This is a genomic window from Rhodanobacter panaciterrae, assembly GCF_014651895.1.
In the GTDB taxonomy this organism is placed as follows: domain Bacteria; phylum Pseudomonadota; class Gammaproteobacteria; order Xanthomonadales; family Rhodanobacteraceae; genus Rhodanobacter; species Rhodanobacter panaciterrae.
Window position 1 is genome coordinate 1,918,088 of sequence record NZ_BMXT01000001.1, and the last position, 18,751, is coordinate 1,936,838.

An 18,751-nucleotide genomic window follows, 5' to 3' on the forward strand; every position below is an offset into this window, starting at 1 on the left:
AATGATCAGGGAATGCCCAGGAATGGCCGGTCAATCATCGCATGCGTACGGTAACCGGCAGTACTGCCATGCCGCAGCTTGCGCGCAGGCAGGCGCCGGACAGCCATCACAGCTGATCGCACAGATGCACCGACATTTCTGATACGCCATCTGCGCGTTGCACCTGGAAGCGTACATTTTCGACATCGGGATCGCGCAATCGGTCGCGCAGCTGCCACAGCCGCCACTGCTTCACACTCTTGCCGTCGACAGCGATCAAGTGGTCGCCCGGATGCAGGCCTGCCTCGGCAGCGGGTGAGCCAGCCACCACCTCGCGCACGTCAATGCCTTGCAGATCGCTGCCCGCGCTCACCAGGAACAGGCCGCTGCGATCAAAGCCCTGCGTCGGCGCATCGGCGAAGGGTTCGAGGATCATCTGCTGGTGCGCGTAGTCGAAGGTGACGCGATAGCGGGTCAGGAAGGCCGCACCCAGCAAGCCATCATGCCAGCTGGATCGCAACGTACCCTTCACTGATAGCCCGATCACTGGTCGATCCAGTCCGATCGACGGCGATGCCGCCAGCGCGATACGCGTGCCACGTGCAAACGCATAGTGCGTATCGCCACCCATGCCGGCACCAAGCCCCATGGTCACCGTGTGCGGAAACACCTGACGCAATTGATATCGATCGATGAAGGGCTCCGGTATCAGGAAAGTCGATTTCGCGCCGAGATCGAGCGCGGCGTGCGCCGCGATGTGCCGTCCATCCGGCAGCGTCAAGCTCACCTCGGCCATCGGCACGCCATACTTGAAGGTGATGGGAATCCGCACACCCTTGCCGGCATAGCGCCAGGTGGCCGGATCATGCAGCGTGATGCGTCGCTGCTCGACATCGATCGTGACGACATGCTCAATGAAGAACTGCGAGCCGATGATGCCGTCGACCCTGCGACCGCTGGTGGCCGCGAGCAGTGCGTCGTAGGGCGAAACATTCAAGCTGGCGACGTTGAGCGCGGCGGCACCGACATGCAGGGACAACGGGCCAGTCGAACCGACGCGCGTCGCTCCGGCGCCAGCACCGCTCGCCATGCCGGCCCCGCTCACAGCGAAGCCGCGCTTGCGGGCAAGTGCATCATCGATACCCGTCGGCACCGCGCCGGTATCGAGAATGAACGTATACGTCGACGGATCGTTGCCTATTGTCACCGGCACATAGAGGCGCGCGTCGGTGTAGTCGAACGGCAGCGTGATCGCATCCACCGCCCCCGACACACCGGCATGCGCGTGACCGGCGAACAGGCACAAAACAAACACTAGCGAACCGGCAAGACCCCGCATGCTGTTGCCTCCACTCGCCGCATGCTCACGGCACCACCGGCATTCTGCACCTGTGCAAACGCAGTCGTGCACCGTTACATCAGCAGCTTGCGCACCTTGAGCAAGGCGACGATGAACGCATCGATCTCCTCGCGCGTGTTGTAGAACGCCAGCGAGGCGCGCAGCGTGGCGGGTACGCCGTAGAACTGCATCAACGGATGCGCGCAATGGTGGCCTGAGCGCACGGCGATGCCCTGCAGGTCGAGCAGGGTCGCCATGTCGGTGGCCTGCGCGCCCTCGATCAGAAACGAGATCACCGGCTCCTTCTCCTTCGCCTCGCCGAAGATGCGCAGGCCGGGAATCTCGCGCAGGCGGTCGGTGGCGTAGGCGAGCAGGTTCTGTTCCCATGCGTGGATTGCCTCAAAACCCACCGATTCGTAATAGTCGATCGCCGCCGCCAGGCCGACGAAGCCGGCGATGTTCGGCGTGCCGGCCTCGAACTTGTGTGGTGGCGCGGCGAACGTGGTGCCGCTGAAACGCACCTCGCGGATCATCTCGCCGCCGCCGAAGAACGGCGGCATCGCCTCCAGATGCTCACGCTTCGCCCACAACGCGCCGGTACCGGTCGGTCCAAGCATCTTGTGCCCGGTGATCGCGTAGAAATCGCAGCCCAGCGCCTGCACGTCGACCGGCCGATGCGGCATCGCCTGCGAGCCGTCGACCAGCAGCGCGATGCCGCGCTTTTTGCATTCGCGTGCGATTTCGCGCACCGGGTTGACCGTGCCCAGCACGTTGGAGACATGGGTGACGCAGGCCAGCTTCACTTCCGGCGTCAGCATCTCGAGGTACTTCTCCACGATCAGCTCGCCGCGCTCGTCGATCGGCGCGGCCTTGACCGTGGCGCCGCTGCGCGCCGCGACCAGCTGCCACGGCACGATGTTGGCGTGATGCTCCATCACCGTGGTGAGGATCGCGTCGCCGGGCTGCAGTCGCGGCAAGGCATAACTGTAGGCGACCAGGTTGATCGCCTGGGTGGTGCCGGAGGTGAGGATCAGTTCGTTGCGCGACGTCGCGTTGATGAAACGCGCCAGCTTGTCGCGCGAGCCTTCGTAGACCGCGGTGGCTTCCTCGCCGAGCTGATGCACCGCGCGCGACACGTTTGCATTGTGCTCGCGGTAGTGCGTGTTCACCGCCTCGATCACCGACGCCGGCTTCTGGCTGGTGTTGGCATTGTCGAGATACACCAGCGGCTTGCCATGCACGCTGCGTGCAAGCAGCGGGAAATCCGCGCGGATGCGCTGGACGTCGAAGACGGTGGGAGTGCTGGTTTGTGCATTCATCTTCGACGTTTCCGGATTTTTGCTCCCTCCCCTGTTTGCAGGGGAGGGTCGGGGAGGGGTTCGCTCTTGATCTGAAAATCAAAAGCCTCACCCCCTCCTAGCCTCCCCCTGCAAGCAGGGGGAGGAAAAGGTCAAGCTGGCAATTGCGCGACCAACAGTCCCGACAGGTGCTCGCGCAACGCCTCGTTCGGCAGATCATCCAGCACCGCGCGGCAGAACGCAGCCGTCAGCAGCGCACGTGCTTCCGCCAGCGGGATACCGCGCGAGCGCAGGTAGAACAGCGAGCGCTCGTCGAGCTGGCCGACGGTAGCGCCGTGCGCGGCCTTCACCTCGTCGGCATAGATCTCCAGCTCAGGTTTGGTATCGATTTCGGCACTGGGCGACAACAGCAGATTCTTGTTGCTGAGGCTCGCGTCACTGCCGTCGGCGCCGGGCGCCACCACGATCGCACCGCGGAACACGCCGCGCGCGCGATCATTCGCCACTCCGCGCCAGGTCGAGGTGGACGTGGTGTTCAACGCCTGGTGACGGATCGCCAGCTGGGTATCGATATGCTGGCGACCGTGCGGCATGAACACGCCGCGGGTATCGAAGCGTGCGCCGTCACCGACCAACTCGGCGCGCAAGTCGTGACGCACCAGGGCACCGCCAAGCTCCAGCGCATGCAGCATCGCGTGAGCACGCGCGTGCAGACGCACGCTGCTGCGACGCATCAGGCTGGTAGCAATCGCGACGTTCTGCAGTACGGTATGGTGCAGTTGGGCGCCTTCGCGCAGTTCGATGTCGCTGACCACGGTGGCCAGCTGCGCCGGCTCAGCGTCGGAAACATGCTGCTCGATCAGGCTCAGCTTGGCACCTTTGCCCAGCTCGATCACGTTGCGCAGGTGCCAGGCGAGTTCGACGTCGGCAACCGCACCGACGAACACCAGCTGCACCGGTGCAGCGACCTTCACGCCGGCGGCAACGCGCAGCATCACACCCTCGGCAGCACTGGCGGCGTTGATCCGGGTAAACACGTCGCCCACTTCTCGGGTATCACCGATCAAAGCCGGCCGCGACAACACGAAGCGCAACGGCTCCGCGTCATCGTGCAACACCTGCGACAACGGCTGCAGGGTCAATCCGGCCGGCAGCGCATCCAGTGCCGACAGATCGGCCCGGAACACGCCGTTGACGAATACCAGCCGCGGTCCGTCGACACCGGGCAACGCGAACGTCGACGCCGCCACCACACGCGATGTCGCACCATCATCGCCACGGGCAAAGCGGCGCTGGCCGAGCGCACGCAGCGCGGTGTATTTCCACGCCTCCACCCGTGTATCGGGCAGCCCGCCGGCGGCGAACGCCGCGCGATTCTCATGCCGTGCCGCATCCAGCCAGGCGATGCCGCTGGCCGGCAGCGGCGCATCGAACAGGGACTCGACCAACGGCAGTGGCGCCGGCTGGCTCATGCCGCAGCTCCCTCGCCGAGGCCGGCATAGCCGTGTTCTTCCAGCTTCAGCGCCAGCGACTTGTCGCCGCTCTCGACGATGCGGCCATCGGCCAGCACATGCACGAAATCCGGCACCACGTAGTCGAGCAGGCGCTGGTAGTGGGTGATCATCAGGAACGCGCGATCGGGTGAGCGTAGTGCGTTGACGCCATCGGCGACATGCTTGAGCGCGTCGATGTCCAGGCCCGAATCGGTCTCGTCGAGGATCGCCAGCTGCGGTTCGAGCACCGCCATCTGGAAGATCTCGTTGCGCTTCTTCTCGCCGCCGGAGAAGCCTTCGTTGACCGCGCGGTGCAGCAGCTCGTCGGAGATCTGCATCACCTTCAGCTTCTCGCGCACCAGCTTGAGAAACTGCATGGAATCGAATTCCTTTTCGCCACGCGCCTTGCGCTGCGCATTGAAGGCTGCGCGCAGGAAATAGGTGTTGTTGACGCCGGGAATCTCCACCGGATACTGGAATGCCAGGAACACGCCGGCGGCGGCGCGCGCTTCCGGCTCCAGTGCCAGCAAGTCGACGCCGTTGTAAGTCACCGAACCGGCGGTCACTTCATAACCGTCGCGGCCGGACAGCACGTTGCCCAGGGTCGACTTGCCGGCACCGTTCGGCCCCATGATCGCGTGCACTTCGCCCGCGTTCACGCTGAGGCTGAGCCCCTTGAGGATTTCCTTGCCCTCGACGCGAGCGTGCAGGTTTTCGATTTTCAGCATGTTCATTTCTTCGATTCCGCCGCCAGCGTGCACGGCCCGTTGCCTACCAGAAATTTGTAACCCTCGATGACACTGGATTTGCTTGCTGCATTCAAATCGCACGTGGCAACGATGGGGACGCTCAATACTTCACCGAACAGCGTGGGATCCGACAGCCAGCCGGCCCGAAAGGACTGGCCATCCGTCGACAGCCGCAGTCCCCACGGCACGGTGTTTTGCGTGACGGTCAGCACCGGTACGTGGGCGCTCCATGCGAACCGGCGAATCGGCCCCACCGTGAAATGCCCTTGCGCGTCAGTGACGACTTCCTGTTTCCTCGCGCTGGACGCCATCTCGCCGGATGCATCCATCACGTCGGCCAGTTGTATGTGCGCACCCGCCACCGGCTGGCCAGCCTTGACGACCGTGCCGGTAATCCGCGGCGCGGTCAGATAGCGATGCGGCCAGGGCACGCAGCCGGCGAGTCCCGCGAACATGCTGCACAGCAAAAGTCGATGGAACGGCCTCATCCCACTGCGCCTTCCAGCGACACCTCAAGCAGCTTCTTCGCCTCCACCGCGAACTCCATCGGCAGTTCGCGGAACACCTGCTTGCAGAAGCCGTCGACGATCATCGATACGGCGTCTTCCTCGCTGATGCCGCGCGAGCGGCAGTAGAACATCTGGTCGTCGGAGATTTTCGAGGTGGTCGCCTCGTGCTCGACGATCGCAGTCGGGTTCTTCACTTCCATATACGGGAAGGTGTGTGCGCCGCACTTCTTGCCGATCAGCAGCGAATCGCACTGGGTGTAGTTGCGCGCGCCCTCGGCGCCCTTCTCCATCTTGACCAGACCGCGGTAGCTGTTGGAACTGCGTCCGGCGCTGATGCCCTTGGCGACGATCTTCGACTTGGTGTACTTGCCAAGGTGGATCATCTTGGTGCCGGTGTCGGCCTGCTGGTAATGATGCGTCAGCGCCACCGAATAGAACTCGCCCACCGAGCGGTCCCCGCGCAGCACCACGCTGGGGTATTTCCAGGTGATCGCCGAGCCGGTTTCGACCTGGGTCCAGCTGATCTTCGAATCGTCGCCGCGGCAGTCGCCGCGCTTGGTAACGAAGTTGTAGATGCCACCCACGCCGTTCTCGTCGCCGGGATACCAGTTCTGCACGGTGGAGTATTTGATCTGCGCCTTCTCCAGCGCCACGAGTTCCACCACCGCCGCATGCAGCTGGTTCTCGTCGCGCTTCGGCGCGGTACAGCCCTCCAGATAGGAGACGTGGCTGCCTTCCTCGGCCACGATCAAGGTGCGTTCGAACTGGCCAGTGTTCTGCGCGTTGATGCGGAAGTAAGTGCTCAACTCCATCGGGCAACGCACACCCTTCGGAATGAACACGAAGCTGCCGTCGGAGAACACCGCCGAATTCAGCGCGGCGAAGAAGTTGTCGCCGGTCGGCACCACGCTGCCCAGGTATTGCCGCACGATTTCCGGGTATTCGCGGATCGCCTCGCTCATCGAGCAGAACAGCACGCCGGCCTCGGCCAGCTGCTTGCGGAAGGTGGTGCCGACCGAGACCGAGTCGAACACCGCATCCACCGCCACGCCCGCCAGCGCCGCGCGTTCGTGCAGCGGGATGCCCAGTTTCTCGTAGGTTTCCAGCAACGCCGGGTCGACTTCGGCCAGCGACTTCGGACCAGCCTTGGGCGCGGCGTAGTAGCTGATCGCCTGATAGTCGATCGGTTCGATGTTGAGCTTGGCCCAATCCGGTTTCGGCATGGTCAGCCAGTGACGATAGGCTTCGAGCCGCCACTCGGTCATCCACGCCGGTTCCTGCTTGATCGCGGAAATCTGGCGGACAGTTTCCTCATTCAGACCCGGCGGCAAGCCGGTCATCTCGATCTCGGTGACGAAGCCGGCGGTGTAGCTGCGGCCCAACGCCTCGGCGACCTCAGCGTTGTCGCGAAGCGTGGTGGTGGCGCTGCTCTCGTTGATCATGCTGCTGTTCATTCGGTGGTGGCCTCGCCGGTTTTCACGGTGACCGCAATCTTTCGGCCGTGACTCGATACTGCGGGTGGCAACGGCTTGAGCATTTCGGCCAGGCTGACCGCACGCAGGGTTTGGTCCAACACGCTGTTGATCCGCTGCCAGCTACCGCGCACGCCGCACTGCGATTCGCGATCGCACTGGCCTTCGCCGGCGCTGCACTCGGTCATGCCGATCGGGCCTTCCAGCGCCTCGACGATCTCGGCCAGCGAAATCTCGCTGGCCGGCCGGGCCAGCCGGTAACCACCGTTGACGCCGCGGAACGACTCGACCAGCGCGGCGTGACCGAGCGCCTTCAGCAGCTTGCTCACCGTCGGCAATTCCAGGTGCGTCTCGTCGGCGATCTGCACCGTGCTGAGTACGTCATCCGGGTGCGCGGCGATGCAGGTCATCACCACGGTGGCGTAATCGGTGAGTCGGCTGACGCGGAGCATGGATGCGCTCGGGCCTGGGTGGCTTGAATCGGGACTAAAATGGTACTGATTTGACGCGACGCGGTCAATTCAACTGAACGCACCAAGATCGGGCAATGCTCTTTGAGCATCGCCCGCTTATCGTGCATCACACCCGATCGGCACGATGCAAGCCGCTGAAATCATGAGCCATGCCCGACCCTGACGCGATGGCACGCATCATGCTGCATCGCAATAAGACACCATCATCGGGGAGCACGCCATGAAGTGGATCACGGCCATCATCAAGCCGTTCACGCTGGACGACGTGCGCGAGGCACTGGCCGAAGCTGGTGTCCAAGGCATGACGGTGACCGAGGTGAAGGGCTTCGGTCGCCAGCACGGCCATACCGAGCTGTACCGCGGCGCCGAATACGTGGTCGATTTCCTGCCCAAGCTCAAGATCGAGGTGGCGGTAGCCGACGATCGCCTCGACCACGCGATCGAGGCGATCAGCAACGCGGCCCGCACCGGCAAGATCGGCGACGGCAAGATCTTCGTCGGCGAACTCGACCAGGTGATCCGCATCCGCACGCAGGAGGTCGATGCCGATGCGCTCTAGATCCTTGCTCATCGCCGGCGCCAGTCTGGCCATCCTGCCGTTGTCCGCCGCCGCACAAACCGCTGCTCCTGCCGTGCTCGACCACGGCGACACCGCCTGGATGATTGTCGCCAGCATGCTGGTGCTGATGATGACGATCCCCGGCGCCGCACTGTTCTACGGCGGCATGGTGCGCGCCAAGAACCTGCTCTCGGTGATGATGCAGTGCTTCGCGATCACCGCCCTGGTCACCGTGCTGTGGATGCTCTACGGCTACTCGCTGGCCTTCAGCACCGAGGGCATGCATGCCGGCGTGACGAACTGGCATTCGTTCATCGGCGGCCTCGACCGCGTCATGCTCGCCGGGCTGAAACCCGACACGCTGTACCAGACCGTGCCGGAAAGCGTGTTCGTGATGTTCCAGCTGACCTTCGCGATCATCACTCCGGTGCTGATCATCGGCGCCTATGCCGAACGCATGAAATTCAGCGCGATGCTGTGGTTCAGCGCGCTGTGGCTGACCTTCGTCTACCTGCCGGTGGCGCACATGGTGTGGAGCGGCCCCGGCTCGCTGCTCGGTGATCTGGGCGTGCTCGATTTCGCCGGTGGCACCGTGGTGCATATCAATGCCGGCATCGCCGGCCTGGTCGCCTGCCTGGTGATCGGCAAGCGCCGCGGCTGGCCGCAGACGCACATGCCGCCGCACAACCTCGGCTACACCGTGATCGGCGCCAGCCTGCTGTGGCTGGGCTGGTTCGGCTTCAACGCGGGTTCGGCGGTGGCAGCGAACGGGAGCGCCGGCATGGCCATGCTGGTGACCCAGATCGCCACCGCCGCCGCGGCGATAGGCTGGGTGGCGGTGGAATGGGCCATCCATCGGCGCGCCAGCGTGCTCGGCATCGCTTCGGGCGCGGTCGCCGGCCTCGTGGCAATCACTCCGGCGGCGGGAACCGCCGGGCCTGCGGGTGCCTTGCTGATCGGCTTCGTCGCCGGCACGACGTGCTTCTTCACCGCCACGCGGCTCAAGCACAAGCTGGGCTATGACGATTCGCTGGACGTGTTCGGCGTGCACGCCATCGCCGGCATCATCGGTGCCCTGCTCACCGGCCCGTTCGCCGCGCCGAAGCTGGGCGGCTTCGGGGCGGTGACCTCGCCGCTGCTGCAGTTGTGGATCCAGGCCAAGGGCGTGGGCTTCACCATCGTCTGGAGCGCCGTGCTCAGCTGGGGCATCCTGAAACTGCTCGACCGCACCATCGGCCTGCGCGTCGATGCCGAACAGGAACAGATGGGCCTGGACATCGCCGAGCACGAGGAGCGCGCTTACAACCTGACGTGAGCGCGGTGCGCGATCCATGTCCGCAGCCGCCAGGGCGCTTCCCGGCGCCCTGCTAAGCTGTTCGCGTTTTGTCAGCGAACGATTTCATGGACAGCATTACCGACCGCGCCGCCGCCCGCCTCGCCTGGACCCGCCATATCCTCGGCGATCCCGCACTGACGCTGGCATCCGCCTCGGCCGATGCCAGTTTCCGCAGTTACTGGCGCACGCAGCACCAGGGCCGCAGCTGGGTCGTGATGGACTCGCCGCCGGCCCAGGAAGATCCACACCCGTGGCTGGCGATCGGTGCGCAACTGTCCGCAGCCGGTCTGCATGTACCGGCCGTGTATGCGCACGACCTGGAACAGGGTTTCCTGCTGATCGAAGACCTGGGTACGCGGCTGTACCTGCCGGCATTGAACGAAGACAGCGCGGATGCCCTCTACGGCGATGCGATGGATGCGTTGTTGCGCATGCAGGCCCGAATGGACTACAGCGACTTGCCACCGTTCGACCATGACGTGCTGGTTCGCGGACTGGAAGTCATGCCGGAATGGTTTCTCGGCCGGCATCTGGGTCACACCCCGGATTGCGGTGAATGGGACGTGCTGGAAGCAGCCTTCGGCGTGATCGTTCGCAATGCGCTGGAGCAACCGCGCTGCTTCGTGCACCGTGATTTCCATAGCCGGAATCTGCTGATCGTCGACGACAACAGCCCGGGCATCATCGACTTCCAGGGCGCCCTCGCCGGCCCGATCACCTACGACCTGGCCTCGTTGCTGCGCGATGCCTACATCGTCTGGCCGCGCGAACGCGTGGAGACATGGGTGGAATCCTATCGGCAACGGCTGATCAGCGCCGGCCTGATTGGAAGCGAAATCAACCGCAAACACTTTCTGCGCTGGTTCGACCTGACCGGCCTGCATCGCCATATCCGCGTGCTCGGCCAGTTCTATCGGCTGTGGTATCGCGACGGCAAGCCCGGTTATCTCGCAGACGTGCCGCGCGTCTACCACTACGTGATCTCGGTGGCACTGAGCTATCCCGAACTGGCCGATTTCGTTGCGCTGCTGGAGCGTCACACGCAGGGTCGCGACCTGACCCATGTGGCGGCCGCATGAAACATGCACTGATCTTCGCCGCCGGCCTCGGCGAGCGCATGCGTCCGCTGACCGATCACACGCCCAAACCGCTGCTGACCGTGGCTGGCCAGTCGCTGATCGTATGGCACCTGGAAAAGCTCGCGGCGGCCGGCGTGCATTACGTGGTGATCAACACCTCGCATCTGGCCGAGCAGTTTCCCGATACGCTGGGCGACGGTTCGCGCTGGGGGCTGCGCATCCGCTATGCCTACGAAGGCCCGACGCCGCTGGAAACCGGCGGCGGCATGTTGAACGCAATGCCATTGCTCGGCCCCGAACCGTTCCTCGTGGTGAGCGGCGACGTGTGGTGCGACGTGGATTTCGCCATGCTGCCCACCGAGCCCCGAGGCCTCGCGCATCTGCTGATGGCGAACAACCCCGTGCATCATCTGCACGGTGATTTCCGGCTGGACGCACAGAATCGTCTGCACGACGATGGTGAACCCAAGCTCACCTACAGCGGCATCGGCGTGTTCCGCCGCGAGCTCCTGGATGGCTGGCTCGAGGCTGTCGGTGATGCGCCAGGCGCCGATGCGAAACCGCCACGCTTCAAGCTGCGGCCGCTACTGGAAACGGCGATCGCGCATGGAATGGTCGATGGCTCGCACCATCGCGGCGCATGGACCGACGTCGGGACACCGGCGCGGCTGGCACAGCTGGAATCCGAACTGCGCGAATAACGCGACGCTCGCACCAATGAAAAACGGCCCGGTACAAACCGGGCCGTTTTTTTTGACAGAACCTGTGCGCTTACGGACGCCGCGCGAGTTCCGAATTTTCCTTGGTCACCGGCATCAGGTCCTTCTTGGACACACCCAGCCACAACAGGATCGGGCTGGCGACGAAGATCGACGACAGCGTGCCGACCACGATGCCGATCAGCATCGTCACGGCGAAGCCGTGCACGGCAGAACCACCGAAGAAATACAGGGCACCCATGGTGATCGCCGTGAACAGCGAGGTGATGATGGTTCGCGACAGTGTGTTGTTGATCGAGCGGTTGAGGATCTCCTCCGGCTCGGCTTTGCGCGCCAGGCGGAACAACTCGCGGATACGATCGAACACCACCACCTTGTCGTTGATCGAGTAGCCGATCACCGCCAGCACCGAGGCCAGCACGGTCATGTCGAACTCGCGCTGGGTCAGCGCCAGGATGCCCAGCGTCACCAGCACGTCGTGGATTTCGGTCGCTACCGCGGCAATCGCGAAGCGGCGTTCGAAGCGGATCCACAGGTAGGCCATGATGCCGAGGATCACGAACACGGCCGCCACAGTGCCATCGCTCTTCAGCTCGGCACCGACTTCAGCGGTAACCAGTTCGCGACTCTTCAGCTTGGCGTCCGGACGCGAAACTTGCAATGTCTTGAGAACATCCGAAGCAATCAGATCGAGGTTGACCTTGCCGTTGGCGTCGACCGCCTTCTGGTCATCCTTCGGTTGCATGCGGATCGACACCTCGCGGGTGCCGCCCAGGCTTTGCACCAGGGCATGGTCGAAACCACCCTTCTCCAACGCCGCGCGCACGTCGGAGATTTCCACCGACTGATCGTAGTCCATCACCATCGAGACGCCGCCGGTGAAATCCAGCGCGTAGTTCAGCGGCTTGACCACCAACATCACAATCGAGGCGATCATCAGGAACAAGGCGATGGCGATGCTGTACTTGCGCATGCCAAGGAACGGGATGTTGCTGTCGTGATTGAAAATTTCCATGGTGGTTCCTTAGACCGACAGCGTCTTGAGCTTGCGGTGGCCGTGGATCAGCGCGGTGAACGCGTGAGTCAGCGTCACCGAGGTGAACAGCGAGGTCAGGATGCCGATCATCAGCGTCACGCCGAAGCCCTTGATCGCGCCGGTACCCATCGTGGTCAGCGCCAGTGCGGCGATCAAGTGGGTGACGTTGGCGTCCAGAATGGTCGACCACGCCTTCTCGTAACCGGCACGAATCGCCGCATGCGGCGTCGAGCCGTTGCGCAGTTCCTCACGCACGCGTTCGCAGATCAGCACGTTCGCGTCGATCGCCATGCCGAGGGTCAGCACGATACCGGCCACACCCGGCATGGTCAGGGTCACGCCGATCAGCGACATCACCGCCAGCAGGATCACCAGGTTGAAGAACAGCGCGATATCCGCGACCAGGCCGAACAGCTTGTAGTAGACCGCCGCCGCCAGCAGTACCAGCGCCAGACCCAGCATCACCGCCTTGAAGCCCTTGTCGATGTTGTCCTGACCAAGGCTGGCGCCGATCACGCCTTCCTCGACGATATCCATCGGTGCGGCCAGTGCACCGCCCTTGAGCAGCAGCGCCAGGTCGGAGGCTTCCTTCGGGCTGCCCAGGCCGGTGGTCTGGAACTGTTTGCTGAAGGGGCTGGCGATCGAGGCATCGTTGATCACCGTCTCGGTGACCTTCGGAACGCGCACTTCCTTGCCGTCGACGACCTTGGTCTCGTAGACCTGCTCCACATACACCACCGCCATCGGCTTGCCGACATTGGCATTGGTGAAGTCGCCCATCTTCTTGGCGCCGGCGGCGTTCAAGGTGACGTCGACCTTCGGCGTGCCGCTCTGCTGGTCGATGCCCGACGAGGCATCCACCAGCTGGTTGCCGGTCACGATGATCTGCTTGCTCACCAGCACCGGCAGATTGCTGCCGCGCATGCGATAGAGGTTGGCGTCCGGCGGGATGCTGCCGGTGCGCGCGGCTTCCTGTGCCTGCGCGTCACCAGCCTGGCCGATACCGGGGCGATATTGCAGCGTAGCCACCGCGCCGATCAGTTTCTTCGCCTCGGTCGGATCCTGCACGCCGGCCAGCTCGACCACGATGCGGCTGTCGCCCTGCTGCTGGATCAGCGGCTCGGACACGCCCAGCGCATTGATACGGTTGCGCAGCGTGCCCAAGTTCTGGGTGATCGCACTGCGTGACAGCTCGCGCAGCTTCTCCGGCTTGATCACCACATTCAGCACGAAGCGATCGCCGGTGTTGGCACCGTTCGCCACGTTGAGATCGGTGTATTCGTTGGCGATCGCGTCGGCGGCGGTGGAGCGGTCCTCGGGGGAACGCAGAATCACCGCGATGCCCTGCTCACGCACGGTGTTGCGGGTCACCGACTCGTAACGGATGTTCTTCTGCCGCAGCAGGGTGCGGATATCGTCGGCGTAGCTGTTTTCCTGCTTGTCGATCGCATCGTTCTGATCGACCTGCATCAGGAAGTGCACGCCGCCCTGCAGATCCAGGCCCAGCGGCATCGAACGCGCACCGATCGCGCGCAACCAGGCGGGTACATTCGACTGCAACTTGAACGCCACCGTGTAGCCATCGCCCAGCGCCGCTTTGATCACGTCGGCGCCGCTCTTCTGCACGTCCGAATTGGTAAAGGTGGCCAGCAGATGATCACCTTCCACCGCCACAGCACTGGCAGCGATGTTCTTGCTGGTCAGCGCGGCCTGCACTTTCTGTTGCAGGGACTGATCGATCGGCGGGGCGTCGCGGTTGGCAGTGACCTGCACCGCCAGCAGTGGGCGAAATGCATTCGGCAATGCGTAGATGACGCCGAACAGCATCACCAGCGCGACCAGCGCGTACTTCCAGCGGGGAAAATCACTCATGCCCTGAATCCATCAAAGCCGCGGCAACAACCCGCGGCGGTAGCAACAATCGAGGAATAATCGCGTGACAGGCAGCCGCCGGGCGGCGCCTCGAAGCCGTCGCTCAGACGGACTTCAGCGAGCCCTTGGGCAGCACCTGCGAAACCGCACCCTTCTGCACCTTGACCTTCACGTTGGCCGCGATCTCAACCGTGATGAAGGTCTCGCCCACTTCTTCCACACGCCCGGCGATGCCGCCGTTGGTGACCACTTCGTCGCCCTTGGCCAGGCCGGAGATCAGCGCGCGATGCTCTTTCTGACGCTTCATCTGCGGGCGAATCATCATGAAATACATCAGGCCAAACAGCACCACCATCATGATGATCATTTGCATGCCGCCACCCTGGGCGCCGGCAGCCGGTGCCGCCTGGGCGAGCACGGGGGAGATCGGAAAACTCATCAGTTTGTCTCGCAAGTTATGGCGCAGCCAAGGATTTCAGCTGAACGCCTGATAAAAGATCGTTGATTATGCCATGCACCCCCAAGCCGTGCACGACACCGTATGGCGCCGCTGACGAGGCTGCGGATTAACTACTGAGGGCAGTGGCTGCCGGTTGCAAGCCTGGCTGCGATATGACGCGGAATGCGCCGGCCACCACGCCGTGCGCGTTAAGCGACCACCCCACCCTGCCTTTGCGCATAGAACCCGGCAATGAAGGCTTCCAGCGCGCGGCCGGCAATCGCCTCGCGCAGACCGGCCATCAGGCGCTGGTAATAGCGCAGGTTGTGGATGGTGGCGAGCTGGCTGCCGAGGATCTCGTTGCAGCGATCGAGGTGACGCAGGTAGGCGCGGCTGAAGCCGTTGCTGCAGGCGTAGCAGTCACAGCCTTCCTCGATCACCCGCGTATCGGTGGCGAACTTCGCGTTGCGGATACGCAGCGTGCCTTCGGCGGTGAACAGGAAACCGTTGCGCGCGTTGCGCGTCGGCATCACGCAGTCGAACATGTCGATACCGCGGCGCACCGCCTCGACGATGTCTTCCGGCCGGCCCACACCCATCAGGTAGCGCGGCTTGTCGACCGGCAGCAGCGGCACGGTGAAATCCAGCGCGTGGTTGCGCTCGGCCTCCGGCTCGCCGACGGCCAGACCGCCGATCGCATAGCCATCGAAGCCGATGTTCACCAGCCCCGCCGCGGAGCGCTGACGCAAATTCTCGTACACGCTGCCCTGCACGATGCCGAACAGCGCATTGGGGTTCTTCAGATCATCGAACGCCCGGCGCGAACGCTCGGCCCAGCGCAACGAGAGCTCCATCGAATCGCTGGCCACCTTCTCGGTCGCCGGGTACGGCGTGCATTCGTCGAAGATCATCGCGATGTCCGAATCCAGCGTGGTCTGGATCTGCATCGACACTTCCGGCGACAGGAACACCTTCGAACCATCGACCGGCGAAGCGAACGTCACGCCCTCCTCGGTGATCTTGCGCTTGTGCGCCAGCGAGAACACCTGGAAGCCACCTGAATCTGTAAGGATCGGCTTGTCCCAGCCGATGAACTTGTGCAGACCGCCAAACTTCTCGACGATTTCCAGCCCCGGACGCAGGAACAGGTGAAACGTATTGCCGAGAATGATCTCGGCACCGATCTCGGTGACATCGCGCGGCGTCATCGCCTTGACCGAGCCATACGTGCCCACCGGCATGAACGCCGGCGTTTCCACCGTGCCGCGGGCAAAGGTCAAACGACCGCGGCGGGCCGCGCCGTCGGTGGCGAAGAGATCGAAATTCATGGCAGTCATCCGCCCAGTTTAACCGCTGGCACCGCTCAGCTGCCCTGCGGCAGGATCAACATCGCGTCGCCATACGAGAAAAACCGGTAACCCTGCTCGACCGCATGCCGATACGCATCCAGCATGAACTCACGCCCGGCCAGTGCCGACACCAGCATCAGCAAGGTCGACTGCGGCAGATGGAAGTTGGTCAGCAGGCCGTCGATGCTGCTGAAGCGGTAACCGGGGAAGATGAAGATCTGCGTCTCGCCGGCGAACGGATGCAGCTCGCCGTCCTTGCTGGCGCTTTCCAGCGCGCGCACTACCGTGGTGCCCACCGCGATGACACGACCACCGTTGGCGCGCGTGCGACGAATCTGGCCGATCAGATGGGCACCGACGTTGAGCCACTCGCGATGCATCTGATGATCCTTCAGATCGTCCGCCCGCACCGGCTGAAACGTGCCGGCGCCGACATGCAGCGTGATGTAGCCGAACTCGACACCGCGCTCGCGCAGCGTCGCCAGCATCGTCTCGTCGAAATGCAGACCTGCAGTGGGCGCAGCCACCGCGCCAGGCTCACGTGCGAATACGGTCTGGTAGCGCTCCAAGTCGCTGGCGTCGGCATGTCGCTCGATGTAAGGCGGCAGCGGCATCTCGCCGAGCTTGAGCAACAGCTTTTCCAGCGGCTCGGGCGCCTCGAAGTGCAGCCGGAAGAACCCTTCGTCGCGGCCCAGCACCACCGCATGAGTGCCGTCGGCCAGTTCGATCCGGCCGCCTTCCTTCGGCTTCTTGCTGACACCGAGCTGCACGGTCGCTTCATGCGCACCGGTGACCCGCTCGATCAGGATCTCCACCGCGCCGCCGCTTTCCTTGCGTCCGTACAACCGCGCCGGCAACACACGGGTGTCGTTGAACACCAGCAGGTCGCCCGGCCGCAGGAAGTCCGGCAGCTCGCGGAACATGCGGTCCTGCCGCGACTGCGCCGACACATCCAGCAGCAGCATCCGGCTGGCCGAACGCTCGGCCAGCGGCGCCTGCGCGATCAGCTCGGGCGGCAGTTCAAAATCGAAATCGGACTTCTTCAAGGGAAACAGGGCCCGCAGGTGAAAACGGGACATTATCCCGCACTGAGCCAACCCTTGCGCGACGACCTACAGCCAGCCCTTCTGCCGCGCCAGCCGATACGCCTCGATGCGATTGGCGACACCGAGTTTGCCGATCGCCTCGGACAGGTAATTGCGCACGGTGCCATGCGACAGATTCAATTGCGTGGCGATGTCGCCGGCTGACTGGCCTTCGCCAGCCAACCGCAAGACCTGGCGCTCGCGATCGTTCAGCGGATCGGCTTCGGACCATGCTTCCAGTGCCAGCTGCGGATCGATCGCGCGTCCGCCGCGGTGCACGGTACGCAAGGCCTCAGCCAGATTCTCGGCGGGCGCGTCCTTCAGCAGATAACCGGATACGCCCGCATCCAGTGCGCGACGCAGGAAACCAGGCCGTGCGAAGGTGGTGACGATGACCACCTTGATCGGCAGCTCCTGGCGCTGAATGCGCTGGGCCAGCTCCAGTCCGGTGAGGCCAGGCATCTCGATGTCCGTAACCAGCACGTCGGGCTTCAGTCGCTGCAACTCGCGCCACGCGGCCTCGCCATCGGCGGCCGATCCGAGTACCTCGATGTCCGATTCCAGATTCAGCAATGCCGACAGTGCGCCACGCACCATCGCCTGATCTTCGGCCAAAAGAACTCGGATCATGTGATGGCTTCCTGGTGTCCACAGCGGCGAAAGGATGGTGTCATGACTTGTGCGGACATGGGCGCGCGATGAGCCTCACGCGACAGGTTGACCCGGAATCGTGTGCGTCAACGGCTCGGCAGGTACCGGATCCAGCGATGCTCGGGATGTTTCAACCAGTCGCATGAGCGGCAGCGGCACCACCACCCGCAGACGCGATCCCTGACCACGCGGCGATTCGAAGCTCAGCGTACCGCCGAGCGAACGCACCCGCTCGCGCATGCCGCACAGGCCATTGCCGTCAATCTCGATGCCGCCACGACCATTGTCGCTGATCTGCATGCAGACACTGGCCCGCTCGCGCGTCATCTCGATCCGGGCCTGGCTGGCATCGGCATGGCGCGCAATATTGGTCACTGCCTCGCGCAATATCAGTGACAGGCCACGCTCGACGTCGCCCGGCAGGTCGGCGGGCAGCGCGCCGTAATCCAGATGCACCCGCGAGGATTCCAGCAGCAGTCGCGCCGAGGCCAGCTCGGCAGCGAGATCGGTGGCGCGGATACCGGTAACCGCGCTGCGCACTTCGGCCAACGCATGGCGTGCCACCTTTTCCGCTTCCTCGACCTCGCGTCGGGCAGCGTCGACATCGCGGTCGAACAGCTTGCGCGAGAGTTCGAGCTTGAGCGTGATCAGCGACAAGGTATGGCCGAGCAAATCGTGCAGATCGCGGCCGATCCGTTCGCGCTCCGCCGTGGCGGCGAGCCGACGCACCTCGTCGTGCGAAAGACTGAGGGCGGCATCCTTTTCCTTGTGGATCTGTTCGACCATGACAATGGTGCAGATGACGAAGATCGTGACCGGCATGATCACCAGCAGCGACGGCGGGTAGCCGATCCGCCAGGCCAATGCCACGAAGATGGCGTTGATCAGCAACACCTGGGCCACATACCTGCGGAAGTGTCGCCTGTCGCAATGACTCAGCATCACGCAGGCGTACACGTAATAACTGAGGCCGCTGTAATACCAGGGCAGCAAGCTGAAACACAGTATCGCCATGCCCCATGCGTAGAGATACGCCGTCCGTCGCGAAGCCAGCTGCGTCATGGCGAACAGCAGCAGAAACACCGGATACGAGCCCAGCGTGCACAGCAGCCATGTCAGGGTGTAGCCATGCAGGCCGCGATCGAACAGTGGCGTGATGAAGATCCACAACGACCACAGCAAGTGCACGCTGTCGGCCCATGGCGATTTGCCACGGCGAAGGTCGTCGGCCGCCGCGGAATCCGGCGCCGGCGTGAACCATCGGGCAATGAAGGCTGGAATCATGGCAGGGCTTTCCGCGGGCGACTCAGGCTG

General features: G+C 63.8%; 18 protein-coding genes. 4 read left to right on the forward strand and 14 right to left on the reverse strand.

Annotated features, from left to right (window positions below):
- Window positions 1-106: 106 nt before the first annotated feature.
- The 7 genes from IE071_RS08935 to IE071_RS08965 all read right to left on the reverse strand — a co-directional run bounded on the left by IE071_RS08935 (window position 107) and on the right by IE071_RS08965 (window position 7,291).
- A complete protein-coding gene (locus IE071_RS08935; RefSeq protein WP_189440733.1) occupies window positions 107-1,318 on the reverse strand; it encodes a PDZ domain-containing protein in 1,212 nt (403 codons plus the stop codon).
- A 74-nt stretch (window positions 1,319-1,392) separates the two neighbouring features.
- Complete coding sequence (locus tag IE071_RS08940) at window positions 1,393-2,637, reverse strand: cysteine desulfurase (RefSeq protein ID WP_189440734.1); 1,245 nt, start codon at window positions 2,635-2,637, stop codon at window positions 1,393-1,395.
- Window positions 2,638-2,768: 131 nt separating this feature from the next.
- On the reverse strand, window positions 2,769-4,088 hold the full coding sequence (gene sufD, locus IE071_RS08945) for a Fe-S cluster assembly protein SufD (RefSeq protein ID WP_189440735.1): 1,320 nt from the start codon (window positions 4,086-4,088) through the stop codon (window positions 2,769-2,771).
- The gene (sufC, locus tag IE071_RS08950; protein ID WP_189440969.1) at window positions 4,085-4,837 is read right to left on the reverse strand and encodes a Fe-S cluster assembly ATPase SufC; all 753 of its coding nucleotides are present in this window, start codon (window positions 4,835-4,837) and stop codon (window positions 4,085-4,087) included. The genes sufD and sufC overlap by 4 nt, the downstream gene beginning before the upstream one ends.
- 2 nt (window positions 4,838-4,839) lie before the next feature.
- Window positions 4,840-5,313, reverse strand: a complete 474-nt coding sequence (locus IE071_RS08955; RefSeq protein ID WP_189440736.1) for a transthyretin-like family protein — start codon at window positions 5,311-5,313, stop codon at window positions 4,840-4,842.
- Window positions 5,314-5,342: 29 nt separating this feature from the next.
- Window positions 5,343-6,809, reverse strand: a complete 1,467-nt coding sequence (gene sufB, locus IE071_RS08960) for a Fe-S cluster assembly protein SufB (RefSeq protein WP_189440737.1) — start codon at window positions 6,807-6,809, stop codon at window positions 5,343-5,345.
- Window positions 6,810-6,817: 8 nt separating this feature from the next.
- The gene (locus IE071_RS08965) at window positions 6,818-7,291 is read right to left on the reverse strand and encodes an SUF system Fe-S cluster assembly regulator (RefSeq protein WP_189440738.1); all 474 of its coding nucleotides are present in this window, start codon (window positions 7,289-7,291) and stop codon (window positions 6,818-6,820) included.
- 241 nt (window positions 7,292-7,532) lie between these two features.
- On the opposite strand from IE071_RS08965, the gene IE071_RS08970 reads away from it, so the two are divergent.
- The 4 genes from IE071_RS08970 to murU all read left to right on the forward strand — a co-directional run bounded on the left by IE071_RS08970 (window position 7,533) and on the right by murU (window position 10,987).
- Window positions 7,533-7,871: a P-II family nitrogen regulator gene (locus tag IE071_RS08970; RefSeq protein WP_077445118.1), complete on the forward strand. Its 339-nt coding sequence runs from the start codon at window positions 7,533-7,535 to the stop codon at window positions 7,869-7,871.
- Window positions 7,861-9,186 carry an ammonium transporter gene (locus IE071_RS08975; RefSeq protein ID WP_229792812.1) on the forward strand — a complete coding sequence of 442 codons (1,326 nt, stop codon included), beginning with the start codon at window positions 7,861-7,863 and terminating at the stop codon, window positions 9,184-9,186. Before IE071_RS08970 ends, IE071_RS08975 begins: the two co-directional genes overlap by 11 nt.
- An 86-nt stretch (window positions 9,187-9,272) precedes the next feature.
- Complete coding sequence (locus IE071_RS08980; protein WP_189440740.1) at window positions 9,273-10,286, forward strand: aminoglycoside phosphotransferase family protein; 1,014 nt, start codon at window positions 9,273-9,275, stop codon at window positions 10,284-10,286.
- Window positions 10,283-10,987, forward strand: coding sequence for an N-acetylmuramate alpha-1-phosphate uridylyltransferase MurU (gene murU / locus IE071_RS08985; RefSeq protein ID WP_189440741.1), 705 nt, complete (start codon window positions 10,283-10,285; stop codon window positions 10,985-10,987). Before IE071_RS08980 ends, murU begins: the two co-directional genes overlap by 4 nt.
- 70 nt (window positions 10,988-11,057) lie before the next feature.
- Here murU and secF read toward each other — a convergent pair whose 3' ends face one another.
- The 7 genes from secF to IE071_RS09020 all read right to left on the reverse strand — a co-directional run bounded on the left by secF (window position 11,058) and on the right by IE071_RS09020 (window position 18,721).
- Complete coding sequence (gene secF, locus IE071_RS08990) at window positions 11,058-12,020, reverse strand: protein translocase subunit SecF (protein WP_189440742.1); 963 nt, start codon at window positions 12,018-12,020, stop codon at window positions 11,058-11,060.
- Between the two features lie 9 nt (window positions 12,021-12,029).
- On the reverse strand, window positions 12,030-13,913 hold the full coding sequence (secD, locus tag IE071_RS08995) for a protein translocase subunit SecD (RefSeq protein WP_189440743.1): 1,884 nt from the start codon (window positions 13,911-13,913) through the stop codon (window positions 12,030-12,032).
- Between the two features lie 103 nt (window positions 13,914-14,016).
- Window positions 14,017-14,352, reverse strand: coding sequence for a preprotein translocase subunit YajC (gene yajC / locus IE071_RS09000; RefSeq protein ID WP_189440744.1), 336 nt, complete (start codon window positions 14,350-14,352; stop codon window positions 14,017-14,019).
- Window positions 14,353-14,561: 209 nt separating this feature from the next.
- Window positions 14,562-15,689, reverse strand: coding sequence for a tRNA guanosine(34) transglycosylase Tgt (gene tgt, locus IE071_RS09005; RefSeq protein ID WP_189440745.1), 1,128 nt, complete (start codon window positions 15,687-15,689; stop codon window positions 14,562-14,564).
- Window positions 15,690-15,715: 26 nt separating this feature from the next.
- Window positions 15,716-16,780: a tRNA preQ1(34) S-adenosylmethionine ribosyltransferase-isomerase QueA gene (gene queA, locus IE071_RS09010; protein WP_189440746.1), complete on the reverse strand. Its 1,065-nt coding sequence runs from the start codon at window positions 16,778-16,780 to the stop codon at window positions 15,716-15,718.
- A 33-nt stretch (window positions 16,781-16,813) separates the two neighbouring features.
- Window positions 16,814-17,416 (reverse strand): response regulator transcription factor, encoded by a 603-nt coding sequence (locus tag IE071_RS09015; protein WP_189440747.1) that lies wholly within the window; start codon window positions 17,414-17,416, stop codon window positions 16,814-16,816.
- A gap of 75 nt (window positions 17,417-17,491) precedes the next feature.
- A complete protein-coding gene (locus IE071_RS09020) occupies window positions 17,492-18,721 on the reverse strand; it encodes a sensor histidine kinase (protein WP_189440748.1) in 1,230 nt (409 codons plus the stop codon).
- Between the last annotated feature and the right edge of the window lie 30 nt (window positions 18,722-18,751).